This is a genomic window from Campylobacter parajejuni (assembly GCF_046764905.1).
GTDB lineage: Bacteria > Campylobacterota > Campylobacteria > Campylobacterales > Campylobacteraceae > Campylobacter_D.
The window spans coordinates 1-16,107 of the sequence record NZ_JBKORB010000004.1; the positions used below are offsets into that span (position 1 = coordinate 1).

Annotated in this window: 15 protein-coding genes and 1 pseudogene; 1 reads left to right on the top strand and 15 read right to left on the bottom strand. The window is 34.3% G+C overall.

The genetic code is table 11. The annotated features are described in order from the left end of the window. A pseudogene (locus ACLL8X_RS04470) lies at positions 1–187 on the top strand (methyl-accepting chemotaxis protein); the annotation flags it as partial. A gap of 41 nt (positions 188–228) precedes the next feature. Here the strand turns inward: ACLL8X_RS04470 and ACLL8X_RS04475 are convergent. Genes ACLL8X_RS04475 through ACLL8X_RS04545 form a run of 15 tightly spaced genes read right to left on the bottom strand, consistent with a single transcriptional unit; the run spans position 229 to position 16,018 of the window. Beyond that, on the bottom strand, positions 229–2,595 hold the full coding sequence (locus ACLL8X_RS04475) for a DUF7494 domain-containing protein (protein WP_411989744.1): 2,367 nt from the start codon (positions 2,593–2,595) through the stop codon (positions 229–231). Positions 2,596–2,617: 22 nt separating this feature from the next. Then, positions 2,618–4,009 (bottom strand): NADH-quinone oxidoreductase subunit N, encoded by a 1,392-nt coding sequence (locus ACLL8X_RS04480; RefSeq protein ID WP_411989745.1) that lies wholly within the window; start codon positions 4,007–4,009, stop codon positions 2,618–2,620. Continuing rightward, the gene (locus ACLL8X_RS04485) at positions 3,999–5,486 is read right to left on the bottom strand and encodes an NADH-quinone oxidoreductase subunit M (protein WP_411989746.1); all 1,488 of its coding nucleotides are present in this window, start codon (positions 5,484–5,486) and stop codon (positions 3,999–4,001) included. Before ACLL8X_RS04485 ends, ACLL8X_RS04480 begins: the two co-directional genes overlap by 11 nt. A 1-nt stretch (position 5,487) precedes the next feature. Then, the gene (gene nuoL / locus ACLL8X_RS04490) at positions 5,488–7,278 is read right to left on the bottom strand and encodes an NADH-quinone oxidoreductase subunit L (protein WP_411989747.1); all 1,791 of its coding nucleotides are present in this window, start codon (positions 7,276–7,278) and stop codon (positions 5,488–5,490) included. Position 7,279: 1 nt separating this feature from the next. Continuing rightward, complete coding sequence (gene nuoK, locus ACLL8X_RS04495) at positions 7,280–7,576, bottom strand: NADH-quinone oxidoreductase subunit NuoK (protein WP_411989748.1); 297 nt, start codon at positions 7,574–7,576, stop codon at positions 7,280–7,282. Then, positions 7,573–8,091, bottom strand: coding sequence for an NADH-quinone oxidoreductase subunit J (locus tag ACLL8X_RS04500; RefSeq protein WP_411989749.1), 519 nt, complete (start codon positions 8,089–8,091; stop codon positions 7,573–7,575). Before ACLL8X_RS04500 ends, nuoK begins: the two co-directional genes overlap by 4 nt. Then, positions 8,088–8,753 (bottom strand): NADH-quinone oxidoreductase subunit NuoI, encoded by a 666-nt coding sequence (gene nuoI, locus ACLL8X_RS04505; protein WP_411989750.1) that lies wholly within the window; start codon positions 8,751–8,753, stop codon positions 8,088–8,090. Before nuoI ends, ACLL8X_RS04500 begins: the two co-directional genes overlap by 4 nt. Before the next feature lie 8 nt (positions 8,754–8,761). Next, positions 8,762–9,760 (bottom strand): NADH-quinone oxidoreductase subunit NuoH, encoded by a 999-nt coding sequence (gene nuoH, locus ACLL8X_RS04510; RefSeq protein WP_411989751.1) that lies wholly within the window; start codon positions 9,758–9,760, stop codon positions 8,762–8,764. Next, positions 9,753–12,215 (bottom strand): NADH-quinone oxidoreductase subunit G, encoded by a 2,463-nt coding sequence (locus ACLL8X_RS04515; RefSeq protein ID WP_411989752.1) that lies wholly within the window; start codon positions 12,213–12,215, stop codon positions 9,753–9,755. Before ACLL8X_RS04515 ends, nuoH begins: the two co-directional genes overlap by 8 nt. Then, positions 12,212–12,904 (bottom strand): hypothetical protein, encoded by a 693-nt coding sequence (locus ACLL8X_RS04520; RefSeq protein ID WP_411989753.1) that lies wholly within the window; start codon positions 12,902–12,904, stop codon positions 12,212–12,214. The genes ACLL8X_RS04515 and ACLL8X_RS04520 overlap by 4 nt, the downstream gene beginning before the upstream one ends. Further along, positions 12,901–13,128: an NADH-ubiquinone oxidoreductase subunit E family protein gene (locus ACLL8X_RS04525; RefSeq protein WP_411989754.1), complete on the bottom strand. Its 228-nt coding sequence runs from the start codon at positions 13,126–13,128 to the stop codon at positions 12,901–12,903. The genes ACLL8X_RS04520 and ACLL8X_RS04525 overlap by 4 nt, the downstream gene beginning before the upstream one ends. Beyond that, positions 13,125–14,351, bottom strand: coding sequence for an NADH dehydrogenase (quinone) subunit D (nuoD, locus tag ACLL8X_RS04530; protein WP_411989755.1), 1,227 nt, complete (start codon positions 14,349–14,351; stop codon positions 13,125–13,127). The genes ACLL8X_RS04525 and nuoD overlap by 4 nt, the downstream gene beginning before the upstream one ends. 1 nt (position 14,352) lies before the next feature. Next, positions 14,353–15,144 (bottom strand): NADH-quinone oxidoreductase subunit C, encoded by a 792-nt coding sequence (locus ACLL8X_RS04535; RefSeq protein ID WP_411989756.1) that lies wholly within the window; start codon positions 15,142–15,144, stop codon positions 14,353–14,355. Further along, complete coding sequence (locus ACLL8X_RS04540) at positions 15,144–15,647, bottom strand: NuoB/complex I 20 kDa subunit family protein (protein WP_411989757.1); 504 nt, start codon at positions 15,645–15,647, stop codon at positions 15,144–15,146. The genes ACLL8X_RS04535 and ACLL8X_RS04540 overlap by 1 nt, the downstream gene beginning before the upstream one ends. Further along, positions 15,629–16,018, bottom strand: a complete 390-nt coding sequence (locus ACLL8X_RS04545) for an NAD(P)H-quinone oxidoreductase subunit 3 (RefSeq protein ID WP_411989758.1) — start codon at positions 16,016–16,018, stop codon at positions 15,629–15,631. The genes ACLL8X_RS04540 and ACLL8X_RS04545 overlap by 19 nt, the downstream gene beginning before the upstream one ends. Positions 16,019–16,107: the final 89 nt, after the last annotated feature.

The following is a 16,107-nucleotide window of genomic DNA, read 5'->3' on the forward strand; positions in this document are numbered from 1 at the left end:
CAATGATATGGCAGAAAGTATTAAAGAACAAACAGCAGGTATTACTCAAATCAATGAAAGTGTAGCTCAAATAGACCAAACCACTAAGGATAATGTTGAAATTGCTAATGAGAGTGCTGTTATTTCTAATACAGTTAGTGATATAGCAAGTAATATACTTGAAGATGTGAAGAAGAAGAAGTTTTAATAATACTAGCCTAAAAGGCTAGTATTATTGTTTGAAAAATTTCATTGATTTAAAATTTGATTTTTGCTCTCGCATAAATTTTTCCAATTTGAACTCCCTTTGATTTCAAGGCATTGTTTTAAAGTTTCTTTTAGGGCTTGGGTATTTTCCATTCTTTCATAAGTTAAAGCTTGGATATATAAGGCTCTTGCCCTATCGTCGTCTGAGAGCTTAAGTTTTAGCAAATCAGTTAAAACAGCCAAACTTTCTTCATTTTTATCAAGTTTAGCCAAAGTATCCAAATACATAAATTCTAAATTCGGGCTGAAAAGATTGATACCCTTAAAATTTTGATAATCAATAGCCTTAGGGGCGTAAGTGAGTATCGTCGTTTGCATATTATGGTCATTAGCATAAGAAAGCAAGGTATCATAAGCTTCAACCATAGTGAAATTCATAGGAAAACTTTCTAAAATTTGTAAAATTTTGATAGCTTCATTGTATTCATTTAAACGTAATAAAGACAAGAATTGCAAATAATAAGCCCTAAAATTCTCATCTTCGTTTTTTAAAATCCTAGAATTTGCTATTGCTTTAGAAATGTTAATCACTTGGGAGTATTGTTTATTGTCAAAAAGTATGGAAGCTTTTTGAAGACCATAGAATATAGAATCTTCATCATAATTTTTATCTATGTAAGCTAGGGCTTGTTCGACATTCGAAGTTCGCACAAGACAAGCTAACATTTGTTTTTTATTGTCAATTTTTTGACCTATATCATAGGCGTTAAAACGCATAAAAACATTTGCAGCTTCTATGCAATTATCGCTTTTTATGGCATTTTTTAAATCATCTATCGCTGCTTTTTCTAAAAATTGCGTAGCCTTTGGAAGTTTTTTACTCTCTATGCTATCCTTATAGGCTAAAACGGCTGAGAAATTTCCTTCTTTATAATAAAGTGCCACATCCTCTTCTAATGCCCTATTTGCAATGTTTTCATCCTTATTTTCATACTCTTGCATTAAGCTTTTATAGCGTTGATGTAAAAAGCTAGCATTATTATCGCCCACAGCAAAAAAGACCTCATCACTTGCCTTTTTGATTTCATCTAAATATTTACCATCTAAATAATCATCCATATACAAATCCAAATATTTCTTAGCTTCATTAGCCCTTGCAGTATGTGATAAAGTCAAGGCTAAATTTTTCAAAGCTTCTTCGTAATTAGGGTCTAGTTTGGACATTTTGACGAAAGCATCTTCATAAATGCTCGCACTTAGGTTGAATTGTCCTTTTTGTTTAAACAAATTAGCTAACTCCAAAGACCTTGAAATATCTTTTCCAAAATACTCAGGATTAGCCTTTAAGATGATATTAACATATTCTATGGCTTTATCGCTTTGTCCGTTTAAGAGCGAATTTTTTGCTAAACTCATAGCCGCCCTTGCCGCTAGGTCTAAATTTTTGGTATTGAAATAAATATTTTCATAAATATTTACAGCTTTTTCTTTTTCATTTAAATTATAAATATAATCGGCATAATCAAGCTTTGATAATTGAGTAAAATAACTATTTGGCTGTTCATTATCTAAAATCGACATCGCATATTCCACATCCGCACGCTGAGCTAGGGCAATATAAGTTCTTAACATAATATGTAAAACTTCAGCGAAATTTTTATCACTAGTAAAAGTGCGTGTCCAATTCTTCGCATCATCAATCATCTTTTCTAAAATTTGTTGGTTACGCATACTTGGGTCTTGTGTATAGAGTTTATTTTGCGCTCTTAATTTATAGAGTATAAACTCACTAGCAAAAATACTGCCACGATATCTATTGATGGCATTTTGTGCATCGATGGCAACTTGCTCGTAATTAGCCTTATCATACTCTTTTTTAATGCGTAAATAGGTGTTAATATCAGCACTTTGGGGGATAATCACAGGATTGGAATTTAAATCCAAAGCCCCCACATAAGGCAAACTTTCGTGAGGAAAATTAATGTTAAAATCAAGCCCATCATAGTCCCTAACACTTGCTAATTCAGGTGTAAAAATAAAAGTAAAAACCTTGCTTTTATGCGAGCTTGATGAGCTAAGTTCTTTATCGATATAGATATTTTGAGAAGTGTCAAACATTCTAGCTTGCATTTTAGGTAAAATAATCATTTTAATTTTTTGAGCTTCTTGCATAAATTTTAAATCAAAAGCGGCAAAACTTTGGTCTTTTAGCTTGTTATCGACCCTGCCTGCAATATCACATTCAAAATGAACTTTTGCTTCCGTAATAAATTTTTGACATGTAAATTCCAAATCATTGCTTACATGTAAAACCGCAAAAGCTTGATTATTTTCGCGACCCGTATTCAAAACAAGTTCAAAAGCAAAAACCTGCAAAAAGCTTAATAAAACTAAAAATAATATTCTCATAAAAATAATTATAGCAAAACTCTTACAACATTAACAAAACAGCAAAGGTGCTTACACAAACACAAAAAACTAAAATAAAATTTTGCATAAAACTAAATTGGATATTATGATGTATCCTGTCGTTTTTCATAAATAAAGCATGAATGAGAATTTTTAAATAGGCATAAAGCATTATTAGCGAAGCTAAAGCCACAAAAAGGGCTAAATACCAATAGCCGTTAAAAATCGCCGCACTCAAAACCATAAATTTAGCCCAAAAACCACCAAAAGGCGGAATACCCGCTAAAGAAAGCACACTTATAGCCAAACAAAAAGTAAGCAAAGGTTTTTTAAGTAAAAGCCCATTTAAACTTTTATAAGAATGATTTTCATAAGAACTTAAAATCATAAATACCGCATAATTTGCAAAGGCAAACAAAATCCAATATCCAAAAATCCCAAGTAAAATTCCATCAAAATTTTGTTCTTTTAACAAAGGAAGGCAAGCCACTAAAACAAAAGAAGAATGCACAACAGAGCTATAAGCTAACATTTTTTTGATATTGCTTTGAGATAAAGCGGCAAAAGCAGCGGCTAACATAGAAAAAAGGGTTAAAGCTATGATGATAGTTTCAAAACCTGTATGGCTTAAAAAATCAAACAGACGAATAATCACGACTAAAATAGCAACCTTTGGCACTATGGAGATAAAAGCCACTAAATTCGTATGTGCACCGTAATACACATCCTTAAGCCAAAAATGAAAAGGCACTAAAGAAAGCTTAATCGCACAAAGCACAAAAATCATCACTCCCCCACCTAAAAGCAAGGGGTCTTTTTGAAATTCATTTTTCAATGCCAAAGTTGAGCCTAAGTCTAAAGTCCCTGTTTTTAAATAAATCAAAGCCACGCCCACAGCAAAAAATCCAGCCCCCACAGCCGCAACGCTAAAATACTTTATCGCACTAGAAATGGCATTAGCACTGCCACGCATAGCTATTAAAGTATAAAGTGCCAAAGAAGAGCTTTCAAGTCCTATAAAAATAAGCACCAAATTCGAACTTGAAACCATCAAAAGCAAAGAGGCTATCATAAACAAAAATAAGGCATAAAATTCACCCTGCTTTTCTTCTTTTTGCATTAAAAGATACAAAAATGAAAAACACAAAATCACTAAAGAAGCATAAAAAGAGATAATATCATTGTTTAAAGTAGCTAAAAAAGCCTTTGCTTCCAAGCCTTGAGCGTTTGCATTATTTAAAATCAAAAAAGCACTTACGATTAAAGACAAAGAGCTTATACCCACATAAAAAGAAGGGTGAAATTTCCAAAAACCAGAACAAAGCAAAAGAACTATGGCAGCAAGGATTAAAAACAAAAAGGGATAAGATAAGCTTATATTTAAAAGTTCTAAATTTAAAAAATTATTTAACATTTGCTTCTCCTATTTTAGATAAAAAATCCAAAGTATTTTGCTCAACAGCCCTGATATTCATCGTTTTTATAAGATTTTCCACATCTTTTTGAATGGGTTTTAAGAGTATATTGGGTGCAAGTCCTAGATAAAAAATCACAAAGCTTATACACACAAGTGCTACTATTTCTCTTACGCGTAAAGAAAAGCCTTCTATAAGGCTTTGTTTTTGCATAAAAAATATTTTTCTAAATACTGCTAGCATATAAATGGCACTTAAAATAATCACAAGTCCCGCTAAAAGAGCGTAAAATAAATTCATCTTTGCTATACCTAAAAGCACTAAAAACTCGCCCACAAAAGAAAGGGTTAAAGGCAAGGACACACTAGCCAGTAAAAGTATCATAAAAAAAATAGAAAATAAAGGTGCTTTTTTTGCCAAAGAATGATAAAAAACTATATCATAAGTTTGGTATCTTTGATATAGAAGTTCAGCCATTAAAAATAAAGCCCCTGTAACCACGCCGTGTGCGAACATATAAAAAACCGCACCGCTAATACCCAAAGTATTTAAAGAAAAAATTCCCAAAATCATCACACCCAAATGTGAAATGGAACTATAAGCGATTAGTTCTTTGATATTTTCTGCCCTATAAGCAATTAAAGCATTATAGACAATGCTAACTATACACAAAGCTATGATTAAAGGCATAAAATACACACTCGCATCAGGAAAAAGCGGTAAGCAAAAAAGCAAAAAGCCAAAAGGAGCCATTTTAAAAACCACAAGCATCACTGAAACTAACACGGGTGAATTAGCATAAACCTTAGGCGCCCAAGTGTGAAATGGAAAAAGCGGGGCTTTGATAGCAAAGGCTAAGAAAAAAGCTCCAAAAAGCAAAAGCTGCTCTGTGAAATTCACAGCTGATGCATTATTTTTCCAAATTTCTAAGTCAAAGGTAAAGATATTTAAAAGCTGGAAATTTAAATAAGCTTGATAAATAAGAGCCACAAGCATTAAAATCGAACCCGCAAAGGCATAAATGAAAAATTTAATCCCCGCTTTAAAATCCTTACCATAAACCCCCATAATATAAAGCAAAGGCAAAAGAGAAAATTCCCAAAAAACATAAAACAATAAGCCATCTTTAGCACTAAAAAGCCCCATAATAGCAAATTCCAAAAAGAATATACAAGATACAAGAGCCTTTTGCTCCAGCTTTAAAAATAAAAAGCTCAAAAATATCATCAAAGAGCTTAAAAGCATTAAAACAAGGGCTATGCTATCAAGCCCTATATGAAAACTAAAAAATTTCAAAAATTCAAAAGAGAGTTTATAATCAAAGCTTGAGCCTTGTAAAAAATCCGCAAAAATATGCAAATTCAAAGCCAAAATCATAAAACTTACAACAACGCTAAAAACCTTAACGCCTCCACGATTTAAAAGCAAAACCACAAAGGCTCCAACCAAAGGAAAAAATATCAAATAATTTAGCATTTTACACCATCCATACCAAAATAAGCAAAATCACAAAGGCTCCAAGTAAAAATCTAAGCATTAAATTTAAGCCATTTGGCATAATGATTTTTTGCGAAAGGCTTTGAGAATAAAAAGCAATTTTTTCAAGCACTCTATCAAAAATATATCTATCACAATGCTTTAAAACCGCACATAAACTTTCATATTTTGAAAGTATAAAATGATGATAAAAGCTAGGGATAAAATAATCATGGCTTAAAAGTTTGTGAATTTTATTTTCTTCAATGCTCTCTTTAAACCAAGCATTCTTATAAGCTAAAATAGCCAAAACCACACCCAAAACAGCTGCTACGCTTGCACAAATCATTACAAGGCGATTTTGTGCATCGATAAAGACTAATTTTGTGCTTAAATATTCAAAAAAGCTGTGTTCAAAAAAGCCTGCAATTATCGCTAAAATTATCAAAGGACTCATAGCTAAGAGTGCTATTTTGCTCGCTTCGTGTGGATGCTCATTGTGTCTTTTGGGAGTGAAAAACACTAACATTAAAAGCCTAAAGCTGTAAAAGGCTGTTAAAAAAGCTGAAATTAAAAGCACTAAAAAAATTCCGTGATGAAAAGATATAAAAGCATAGCCTAAAATCAAATCCTTAGAGAAAAATCCTGCAAAAGGATAAATTCCTGCCAAAGCCAAAGAGCCTATACACATAAAAATAGCGGTAAATTTCAAGGGTTTAAAAAGTCCGCCCATTTTTTTGATGTCTAAGTTATCATTCATAGCGTGCATTACATTTCCAGCACCTAAGAAAAGCAAGGATTTAAAAAAAGCGTGGGTGGCTAAATGAAATAAGGCTATACTATAAGCTCCAAGCCCAGCAGCTACAAACATATAACCTAGTTGCGATAGGGTAGAATAAGCAATAATGCGTTTTAAATCCCTAGCCACTAAAGCCATAGAAGCGGCAAAAATAGCCACAAAAGCACCCAGCAAGGCTATAAGATAAGAAACTTCAGGCACCAAATCATAAAGTGTGCTAGCACGAATGACTAAATAAACCCCAGCCGTTACCATAGTAGCAGCGTGAATGAGAGCTGATACAGGAGTAGGTCCTGCCATAGCATCGGCTAACCAAGTGTGGAAAGGAAACTGAGCGGATTTTCCCATAGCTCCTATAAATAAACAGCTTGCAATCAAAACCAAAGCATTATGGTCTAAGCTTTGAGCCATAGAAAATACCTCATCATACTTCAAGGTCCCCGCTTGCAAATAAAGCCAAAAAATCCCCAAAAGCATACCTAAATCGGCTATTCTATTCATAATAAAAGCTTCATTGGCTGCAAAAGAATAGCTATTGTTTTTATACCAAAAACCTATAAGTAGCCAAGAACAAAGCCCAACGCCTTCCCAGCCCACAAAAAGACCTAAGAAATTATCACTCATCACCAAAAAGAGCATAGAAAAAACAAAAAGACCTAAATAGGCAAAAAATTTATTAAAACCTTCATCATTTGCCATATAAAAAATACTATAAAAATGCACACAAGTTGCCACAATGCCTACAACACTCATCATAGTAAGTGAAATCGCATCGATATTAAAAGCAAAATTTACTCCAACAAACCATTCAAACAAACTCACATTAAAAGCTTCATTGCAAAAGAGCAAATACAAAGAGCAAAAAGCACTCAAGCCAATAAGCAAAGAACATACAAAGCCCACAAAAAGCTTTTTAGAACTAAGAGCAAAACAAGAAGCAAATAAAAAAGCTACAAAGGGACTAAAAAGCGAAATCAAAGCTAAATTTTGCATACTAAGCCTCCACTTCTTTTAGGCTTTTTAATTCTAAAGTGCCTTTTGCCCTATACCAAAGCACACACAAAGCTATACCAACAGCCACTTCACAAGCTGCCACGCCCATAATAAAAAGGGCAAAAACTTGACCATTTAAGTCATTATGAAGCTTAGAAGCTGCTACTAGAGCTAAATTCGCGCTATTGAGTAAAATTTCACTGGAAATAAAAAGCATAATGAGATTTTGTCTTTTTAAAATTCCCACAAGCCCTATAATAAACATTAAAATAGCTATGAAAAAATACTTTTCTATCATTGTTTTTCCTTTGTAAGCTCTTTGTGTGTAAGCACTATGGCACAAACTAGGGCTATTAAAAGCAAGATGGCTATAAATTCAAAAGCTAAAAGGTATTTTGAAAAAATGGCTAAAGCTAATTGCTTGTTAAAATCAAACAAAGCAGGGTCGCTTAAAGCCAAATCCGTGCTTACGCTTTGATATTTAAAGCCCATAAGCATAGCCAAAAGCAAAATTGCACTTAAAAGCACTAAAGTAAAAAAACTTTTTTTGGCTTTAAGCTTTTCTTTAAATTCCTTAGAGGTATCAAAAAACATCATAGCAAAGCTATAAAGTCCAAGCACAGCCCCGCTATAAACTATGATTTGTATCACGCCCAAAAACTCAGCATCAAGCAAGAAATAAAAGCCTGATAAAAATACCATTCCCCCCGCTAAAGCCGAAAGGGCATAGAGCATATTTTTACTCAAAACCGCAATGCTAAAAAAGCCTAAAACCACCACGCTAAAAAACACAAAGGCTAAATTTTCTATCATTTATCTTCTCCTTGAGAAGTAGAATTTGGCAATGCACATTCTTCTTTAGTGCATAAATTTTTCTCTCTTTCTTGCATAACTTCATAATAATTTGGAGTTTTTTTAACCAGCAAATCCGCATCTTTTCTAAGGCTTCCCGCTCCTTCAAATTCCACTTGATTTTTAAGCTTATCAATAGGGGTTAAAAAATCTTGCTTATAACCAAAATAAGAGCGTTGCTCGGCTGCATTTTCGTATTCATTCCCATGCACGATGGCAAGCTCAGGACAAACCTCAGCACAAAAACCACAATAAATACAACGCCCTAAATTAATACTATAATTGCCTACTTTTTTGCGTCCGTTTTCATCTAAAGAAGTTTCCATTCTAATACAATTGCTAATGCAAATTTTTTCACAAAGCCCACAACCTATACATCTTTCATTTTCACTCTCTATAAAACGCATAAGTCTATGCACGGCACGGTAGCGATTATCAAGCTTAACCTTTTCAAAAGGATATTTAATCGTTGCGCTATTATTCCTCTTAAGCAATTCTCTCATCATCACAAAAAGCCCCACAAAAAGCTCTAGCTTCACACTTCTACGCAAGGCTTGTGAAATTTTTTCCCAAGTGCTAATAGGGGTTTTTCTCTTCTCATCTACTAAATAATAATTTTTCATACCCTCTCCTATAAAAGCACTGCTAAAGCAGTGATTAAAAGATTTAAAACCGCCAAAGGAATTAAAATCAAATAACACATTCTCATCACTTGGTCAGGACGCAACTGCGGAAAAGCCGCCCTAGCCCAAAAATACCAAAAGAAAATAAAACTTGATTTTACTATCATCATAATCCAACCCGGAATAATCCAAAAACTATTAAATCCCCCTAAAAACAAAAGAGTTAGCAAAATAGCCCCCGCTATCATAGAAGCGTATTCGCCTATAAAAAACATACCCCATCTTAAACCTGAATATTCTGTTCCATAACCTGCAACTATCTCAGCGTCATTTTCTGTTAGACAAAGCGGGGTGCGATTGGTCTCTATAAAAAGAGCGATGACAAAAAGCACAAAGGCTAAGGGTTGCTTAAAAATAAGCCAAGAAAAAAGTCCATCGCTTTGGTAATTGTTAATATCCACCAAAGAAAAAGAACCCACAAGCATTACAATAGCAATCAAAGCCAAAGCCCCCACGCTTTCATAAGAAATAATCGCCACTAATCCCCTTGCAGCACCTAAAATAGACCATTTATTATTGCTAGCAAGTCCGCCTAAAAACACCGCATAAAAGCAAAGCCCTGAAGTGCCAATGACAAAGAGCAAGGCTACATTAATGTCCGCCACTATGGGTTGAATAACCCTACCAAATAGAGTAAATTCGGGCAACATCGGTATGGCAGCTAGGGAAACAAAAGCACAAATAGCAGAAATCAAAGGAGCTATGGCGAAAATAAATTTTTGCGAATTGGAAGGGATAATATCTTCTTTAGTAAAAAGCTTTATCATATCAGCCACAAGCTGAATAAGTCCAAAAGGTCCTACCATATCAGGTCCTATGCGTCTTTGAAAATAGGCTAAAACCTTTCTTTCTGCATAGGTTGCAAGACCCGCTAAAGACGCAAATATGGCAATGACAAGGATACATTTAATCAAAGTTTCTAAAACAAAAAAAGCAAAATCACTCATTGTTTGCTCCTATTTTTTCTAATCTTGCTGGGATAAATCTTTCATCAAATAAGCTTAAAGTGTCAAGTTTTTCATCAAAATATGGCAGGAAAGCTCCGTTTTTAATATCCTTATCCACACGCACACTAAGATTTAATTCCTTATCCTTGATATAAATTTTTACCAAGTCCTTATCTTGCAAATTTTTCTCTTTGGCTAAATTTTCACTTACACCTAAAAAAATCGCTTCATTAATGGCACTGGCACGATTAGAAAATCTGCCAAATTGATAGCTAGGATTGGCACTATAAAGCAAAATTTCATTCTCTTTTAAAGCCATAGAATCTAAATTAGGAGCTATGAATTCTTTTCTAGGCTCTTGCTTAAAGCATTCTAAATTCAGCTCATAACCCCTTTTACACTCGCCCCCATTGGTATAAAAATTTTCCAAATTATCAAAGTGCAAAGGAGAAAAGCCTTTATTTATAGGAAGTCTTTTGGTGTAATTTATAGTGTATTCTTCATCAAAGCCCAAAGCATTGGCTAAATCATTTAAAAAATACCCGCCAAATTCTAAAGCCGCATTCGTTGGCACCACTCTTTTATCATAATTTAAAAAAGTGCCTTCTTGCTGATTTAAACTCGCACTAGCTAAATGACTATGCTCTTCATAAGAAAAGCTAAAATCGCCCTTTTCATTATAGCCTAAAGTTTTGCCTTCTTTCATAGCACTAGCTAAATCACAAATCATCACAACGCCTAAGGTATTGGTATGTGTAGGATTTAAAAAGACTTTAAAAGACGTTGTTGTTTGGATTAAAGCAAGTAATTTGGCTAATTTTTTAGCCTTTTTAGAAAAATAAAAATCACTTCCTATAACAAGAGTAAAATTAGTTTTTTTCAGCAATAAATCCTCTAATTTATCTTCATCCACGCCCAAATTTTTGGCAAAAACGGAGCGTTTTACTTCTATGGTTTTTTTCACTTTTTTAGGCACAATTTTTTTCACTTCTTTTTGAATTTCATTGCCTTCTTCGTCTTTTTCTATGACTTGTTCTACAATTTCTTCGTTGATACTTTCTTCTATTTCTTTATTTTCACTCACAAAAAACTCCGCCAAATGGGTTTTAATACCTTCATCTTGGCTGAATTTTTGAAGTAAAAAATATAAAATTTGCTCTTCATCTCCACTTTTATGGCTGTGTGAAATGAAATTTTTAGAATACTTTAAAACCCCGCTATCTTCAATAGGATGAAAATAAAGTCCTGAGCCTTTATTCATAACTAAGGCATTATTGATTTTATAGCTAAGTGTTGGAGCATCGTATCTTAAAAGCGTTCCAGCAACTACCAAAAAATCGCTTTTGATTATATCTTGAGTGTTTGCATTATAAAATTCGCCTGAATTAGTGATAAATTCTTCTAAAAATTCTTTAAATTTCAAAGCTTCTTCGTTAATTAAATGTAAATCAAATTTCTTTTTTAAATTCTGTAAAATCAAAGCTTCTTCGTTGGTAATAAAGCTATTGAATTTAATATTTTTGATTTCATTTTTTTCAAAGAGTTTTACAAGCTCTTCAAAGGCTTTTTCATCCTTTTGTGTTTCATTTTGCGTATCAAAACCAAAGCGTGCGGCTTTATTTAAACTCGCAAAGGCAAAGTCATTACTCACACGATAAATTTTTTCCTTTTGATTGGCGATACCACTTTGTTTAATGTCATAATACATCAGCTCACAATCGCTTGAATGCGGATTTGAAGCGGGAATTCTTTTAAGCTCCCAAATATTTGAAGTGTATTGGAATTTTGAGCCTATTAAAGCTCCTGTTGGACACACACTCGTGCATTCTCCACAAAAAGAGCAATCAAGCGTAGCTCCATTTGCAGGAGCGATTAAGCTTTTTTGAAATTTAGTCCAAATCGCATAAGCGTCTTTTCCCATACTCTCTTTAAAGCTATTATCAACACTATCGCCTCCTCTGGGCGTGGTTTTTAAGGCACTCTCGCCTATTTTATCCTTACACACCGTAATGCAACGCTCACACACTATGCAAAGCGCAGGGTCGTAATTAATCGCTCCCCAATGTTGATGGGGTTTATGCGTATCTTTAATCCAATGCTTTTGGATATTCACACGGCTTTTATGGGTGAAATTTTGCAATTCACATTCGCCTGATTTATCACAAACTCCACATTCTAAGGGATGATTGATACAATAAGCTTGCATAATCTCATTTCTTTCATCCCAAAGATTTTGCAAATCACTCTCTACGACCATACCTTCCTTTGCCTTAGTATTACAGGCATAAACCTTCTTCCCATCAGCCTCAACCATACACATACGGCAAGCCAAAGTCGGGCTACAACCTGAAAGATAACAAATGGCTGGGATAAAAATATCATTTCTTCTTGCTATATTTAAAATATATTCGCCTTCTTCAAAGGCGCAAGTTATACCATTGATTTTAATCGTCATTTTGCTTCCTTTATGCGAATTGGGCTAAAATCAAAGCCCGTATTTTCATAGGCTAAAAATCCTATCGTGCCTTGCAAATGCTCATCTAAACAAAGCTTGGTTGTAAGAGTAAAATCTCTAGCCCAAATTTGCACCTGGCTTTGGTCTTTGCATTTTGCAATTTGCAAAAATTGTTTAGAACAATGCAAATTCTTATCCTGTAATTTTGCCCTAAAAAGCACCAAACCATCATAATTATCAAGCTCTTTTAGGGCATTTAATCTCGCCTTTTTAAAATCACATTCTAATTCATTGCTATCTAAAATTTTAAGCCCGTATTTCAAACTTAAGAAATATAAAAAATATTGGATATTCTCGCTGTCTTTATGAAAAGAGGCGTTTTCATCTATGATTAAATATTGTGCTTCTTTTAAAAAGTCCAAAACCTCCCTTGCTTCTTCTTCGCCAAAGCAAGATTCAGCACTCAAATACCCTTCATCTAAGCTCTCAAAACTCTTCTCATCACTTAACTTACAAAGCAAGGCTAAAACAAAGCTCAAACTCGCAATTTCACATTTATAAAATTGAGCTTTTAAATTTTTATCTTCCAAACAAGAAATATTAATGCTGTTTGCACCTATTTTTTCACATAAATTTTTGTTTTTAAGGCTTGGCATATCCAAAAAGCAAAGAGCCTTGTCATAAATCACACTCTCTCCTTTTTTATCACAATAGTCCAATCGACTTGATTGAATTTCAAAGAATTTAAAAGCTCACAGCCTTGCTCTTTTACAAAAGAAAAACTTTTTTCAACAGGAGAAAAATCGCCAATTTCAAAAAGCACCACCAAAACCTCGCCCACATCGGCTTCTTTAATGATTTGTGCCAAATCTTCAAAAAGCTCCTTGCTCTTTCTTAAATCCACTCTTCTCATCTATCTATCTCGCCTAAGACTATATTGACATTACCCATAATGGCTACAACATCGGCTAAATAAGTGCCTACAAGCATTTCTTCAAAAAAAGCACAATGCCAGTAACTAGGCGTTCTAGCCTTTAAGCGATAGGGTCTTCCTGTGCCATCGCTATGAATAAAAAAGCCAAGCTCGCCTTTTGGGCTTTCCGTTGGCACATAAACTTCGCCTTTAGGGGGTTTTAAACCCTGAGTAATCAAAACAAAATGCTGCATTAAAGAATAATTTTGCGTTAAAATTTGCTCCTTAGAAGCACTGACATACTCAGGATGTGTGGCTAAAATTTCAGGTGGGGTGTCTTTATAGAGCGTGGCACATTGTCTAAGGATTTTTAAGCTTTCACGAAATTCTTGCATATAGACCTTATACCTTGCATAAGAATCCCCTTGTGTCGCATAAGGCACACCAAAATCCACTTCATTATAAAGCAAATAAGGCTCTTCCTTGCGTATATCATACCTTACTCCACTTCCTCTTAACATCACACCCGAACAACCCCAACTCAAAGCTTGTTCCTTGCTTACTACGCCTATATTTTCAGTCCTTAAACGCCAAATTCTATTATCATCTAAAAGGTCTTCATAATCTTTTAAATCGCTTGGAAATTTATCACAAAACGCTAAAACTTCTTTTAAATAATTCTCAGGCAAATCAAGCATCACCCCACCTATTCGCATAGAAGAATGAGTAAGCCTTGCCCCACAATACTTTTCTATCAAGTCCAAAACATACTCTCGTTCTCTAAAGCAGTATAAAAACACGCTCATAGCCCCTATATCTAGGGCGTGAGTAGCAAGCCAAAGCAAATGCGATGCGATGCGATTAAGCTCTAAAAGTATCATACGAATCACAGCAGCACGGCGTGGAATTTCAAGCCCACAAAGTTTTTCAACCGCAGCACAATAAGCATAATTATTCGCCGAGGCAGCGATATAATCCATCCTATCAGTAGTGGGAATAAATTCTTGATAAATCATATTTTCAGCCATTTTTTCCATACCCCTGTGCATATAGCCTATGCAAGGGCGTGCTTTTGTAACTTGCTCTCCATCAAGCTCTAAAACAAGGCGTAAATTCCCGTGAGCGGAAGGGTGCTGAGGACCTAAATTGACAATCATTTTTGAGTCTTCTTGCTCAAAAGCTATATTTTCATAATAAGGTTTTAACTTGCTAGGAATTTGCATTTTAACGCCTTTTGTCTAAAATTTTTGCTTCATCGCGTCTAACCTTTTTCACAAAAGCCACGCCTTCATCTTCTTGGTATTCTTGTTTAAAAGAAAGTTCTTTCTTTTCTCCACCTTTTGGCACTTCGTGATAAAGCCTTGCAAAATTAAGCGTGTCTTTATCATTGGCAAAGCCCGGGTCTCTTTGCTCTTCTTTAACCACTTGCCGATATTCTTTACCAAAAATTTTATCAATCTCATACCATTTAGCAAATTCATCGCCCTTTAAAGGATAAGTTTTTAAAAGCGGGTGTCCAAACCAATCATCAGGCATTAAAATACGCTTTAAATTAGGATGTCCTACTATAAAAATTCCAAACATGTCATAAATTTCTCTCTCGCTCCAATTCGCACCCTTAAAAATATGAGCCACACTTTGCAAACGCTCCTTTACACCCACAAAGCTCTTCACTCTTACCCTAAGCTTTTTTTCTAAATTTAAAAGTTGATAAAACACTTCAAAACCATTTTTATCTGCTACAAAATCAATAGCACTTGCTTCTGTAAAGCTTAAATACCCTAAGGTTTTAAGCATTTGCAAGGTCTTAACATTATCTTCTTTTTTAATTTCTATTACCCAAAAATCAAGCTCTACAAAAGAATTTAAAAGTTCTATTTCAGTTTTTAAAACTTCAAAATCTTCTTTAAATGCACTTTGTTCTACGCCAATTCTTGCTGTATGAGGGGCGTGATAAAATCTATCTTTGTAGTAATTTTGAAGTTGGGCGTTTTTCTTATCGCTATATTTTCTCATTACACCAACCTTTTTGGAGCGATTTTACGACTGGCTTTTTCTTTGCGAATCTTTTTTTGTAAAATCATCAAAGCAAATTGAAAGCTCTCAGGGCGGGGCGCACAGCCGGGCACATAAATATCCACAGGTATGATTCTATCCACACCCTGCACGGTGGAATAGGTATTAAACATACCCCCTGTATTAGCACAGCTTCCCATAGAAATCACCCATTTAGGGTCAGGCATCATATCATAAAGACGGCGCGTAAATTCAGCGTGCTTTTTACATAAAGTTCCTGCGATAATCATCACTTCACTATGACGCGGAGAAGCCCTAAAAATCGTTCCAAATCTATCAAAATCATACCTTGAACCCCCCGCTGCCATCATCTCAATCGCACAGCAAGCCAGTCCATACGATAAAGCCCACAAAGAATTGCTTCTGCCCCATTGAACAAGCTTATCAACACTTGTTAAAACTACGGGCAAACCACTAGCGTAATTTACTTGATGCTCTGCCATACAAACGCTCCTTTTTTATAAGCATATAAAAATCCCACTCCTAAAAGCAAGATAAAAATAAAAACTTCCAAAAGACCAAACCAACCCAAATCTTTAAAAATCAAAGCCCAAGGAAATAAAAACACCACTTCTATGTCTAAAAGTATGAAAATGAGAGCTACGATGAAAAACTGGGAATTGATTTTATTGGCTTGTTTAACAGGGATAGGACCGCATTCATAAATTCCAAGTCCTAGTTTTTTGCGATTTTTTGCAGCAAAATTATTGCCTATTTTTGAAGCTAAAAAGACCAGCCCAAAAAAAATAACACTAGCTAGCACTAGCATTAAAAAAATACCAAAATAAGGATGCGAAGCATCTATATGAGACATTTATTCTCCTTTTTTTAAAGCACTTTAATCACTCCACAACAAAATCAAAATTTACACTTTTATTTATTTTACTCTAAACTTTCTATATT

What these genes read in the sequence shown, in the direction of transcription:
- ACLL8X_RS04480 (WP_411989745.1), bottom strand. Translation starts at nt 4,009, where the DNA reads ATGTTAAATAATTTTTTAAATTTAGAACTTTTAAATATAAGCTTATCT.
- ACLL8X_RS04540 (WP_411989757.1), bottom strand. Translation starts at nt 15,647, where the DNA reads ATGGCAGAGCATCAAGTAAATTACGCTAGTGGTTTGCCCGTAGTTTTA.
- ACLL8X_RS04485 (WP_411989746.1), bottom strand. Translation starts at nt 5,486, where the DNA reads ATGCTAAATTATTTGATATTTTTTCCTTTGGTTGGAGCCTTTGTGGTT.
- ACLL8X_RS04515 (WP_411989752.1), bottom strand. Translation starts at nt 12,215, where the DNA reads ATGACGATTAAAATCAATGGTATAACTTGCGCCTTTGAAGAAGGCGAA.
- ACLL8X_RS04545 (WP_411989758.1), bottom strand. Translation starts at nt 16,018, where the DNA reads ATGTCTCATATAGATGCTTCGCATCCTTATTTTGGTATTTTTTTAATG.
- ACLL8X_RS04535 (WP_411989756.1), bottom strand. Translation starts at nt 15,144, where the DNA reads ATGAGAAAATATAGCGATAAGAAAAACGCCCAACTTCAAAATTACTAC.
- ACLL8X_RS04500 (WP_411989749.1), bottom strand. Translation starts at nt 8,091, where the DNA reads ATGATAGAAAATTTAGCCTTTGTGTTTTTTAGCGTGGTGGTTTTAGGC.
- ACLL8X_RS04525 (WP_411989754.1), bottom strand. Translation starts at nt 13,128, where the DNA reads ATGAGAAGAGTGGATTTAAGAAAGAGCAAGGAGCTTTTTGAAGATTTG.
- nuoD (WP_411989755.1), bottom strand. Translation starts at nt 14,351, where the DNA reads ATGCAAATTCCTAGCAAGTTAAAACCTTATTATGAAAATATAGCTTTT.
- nuoH (WP_411989751.1), bottom strand. Translation starts at nt 9,760, where the DNA reads ATGAGTGATTTTGCTTTTTTTGTTTTAGAAACTTTGATTAAATGTATC.
- nuoL (WP_411989747.1), bottom strand. Translation starts at nt 7,278, where the DNA reads ATGCAAAATTTAGCTTTGATTTCGCTTTTTAGTCCCTTTGTAGCTTTT.
- ACLL8X_RS04475 (WP_411989744.1), bottom strand. Translation starts at nt 2,595, where the DNA reads ATGAGAATATTATTTTTAGTTTTATTAAGCTTTTTGCAGGTTTTTGCT.
- nuoK (WP_411989748.1), bottom strand. Translation starts at nt 7,576, where the DNA reads ATGATAGAAAAGTATTTTTTCATAGCTATTTTAATGTTTATTATAGGG.
- nuoI (WP_411989750.1), bottom strand. Translation starts at nt 8,753, where the DNA reads ATGAAAAATTATTATTTAGTAGATGAGAAGAGAAAAACCCCTATTAGC.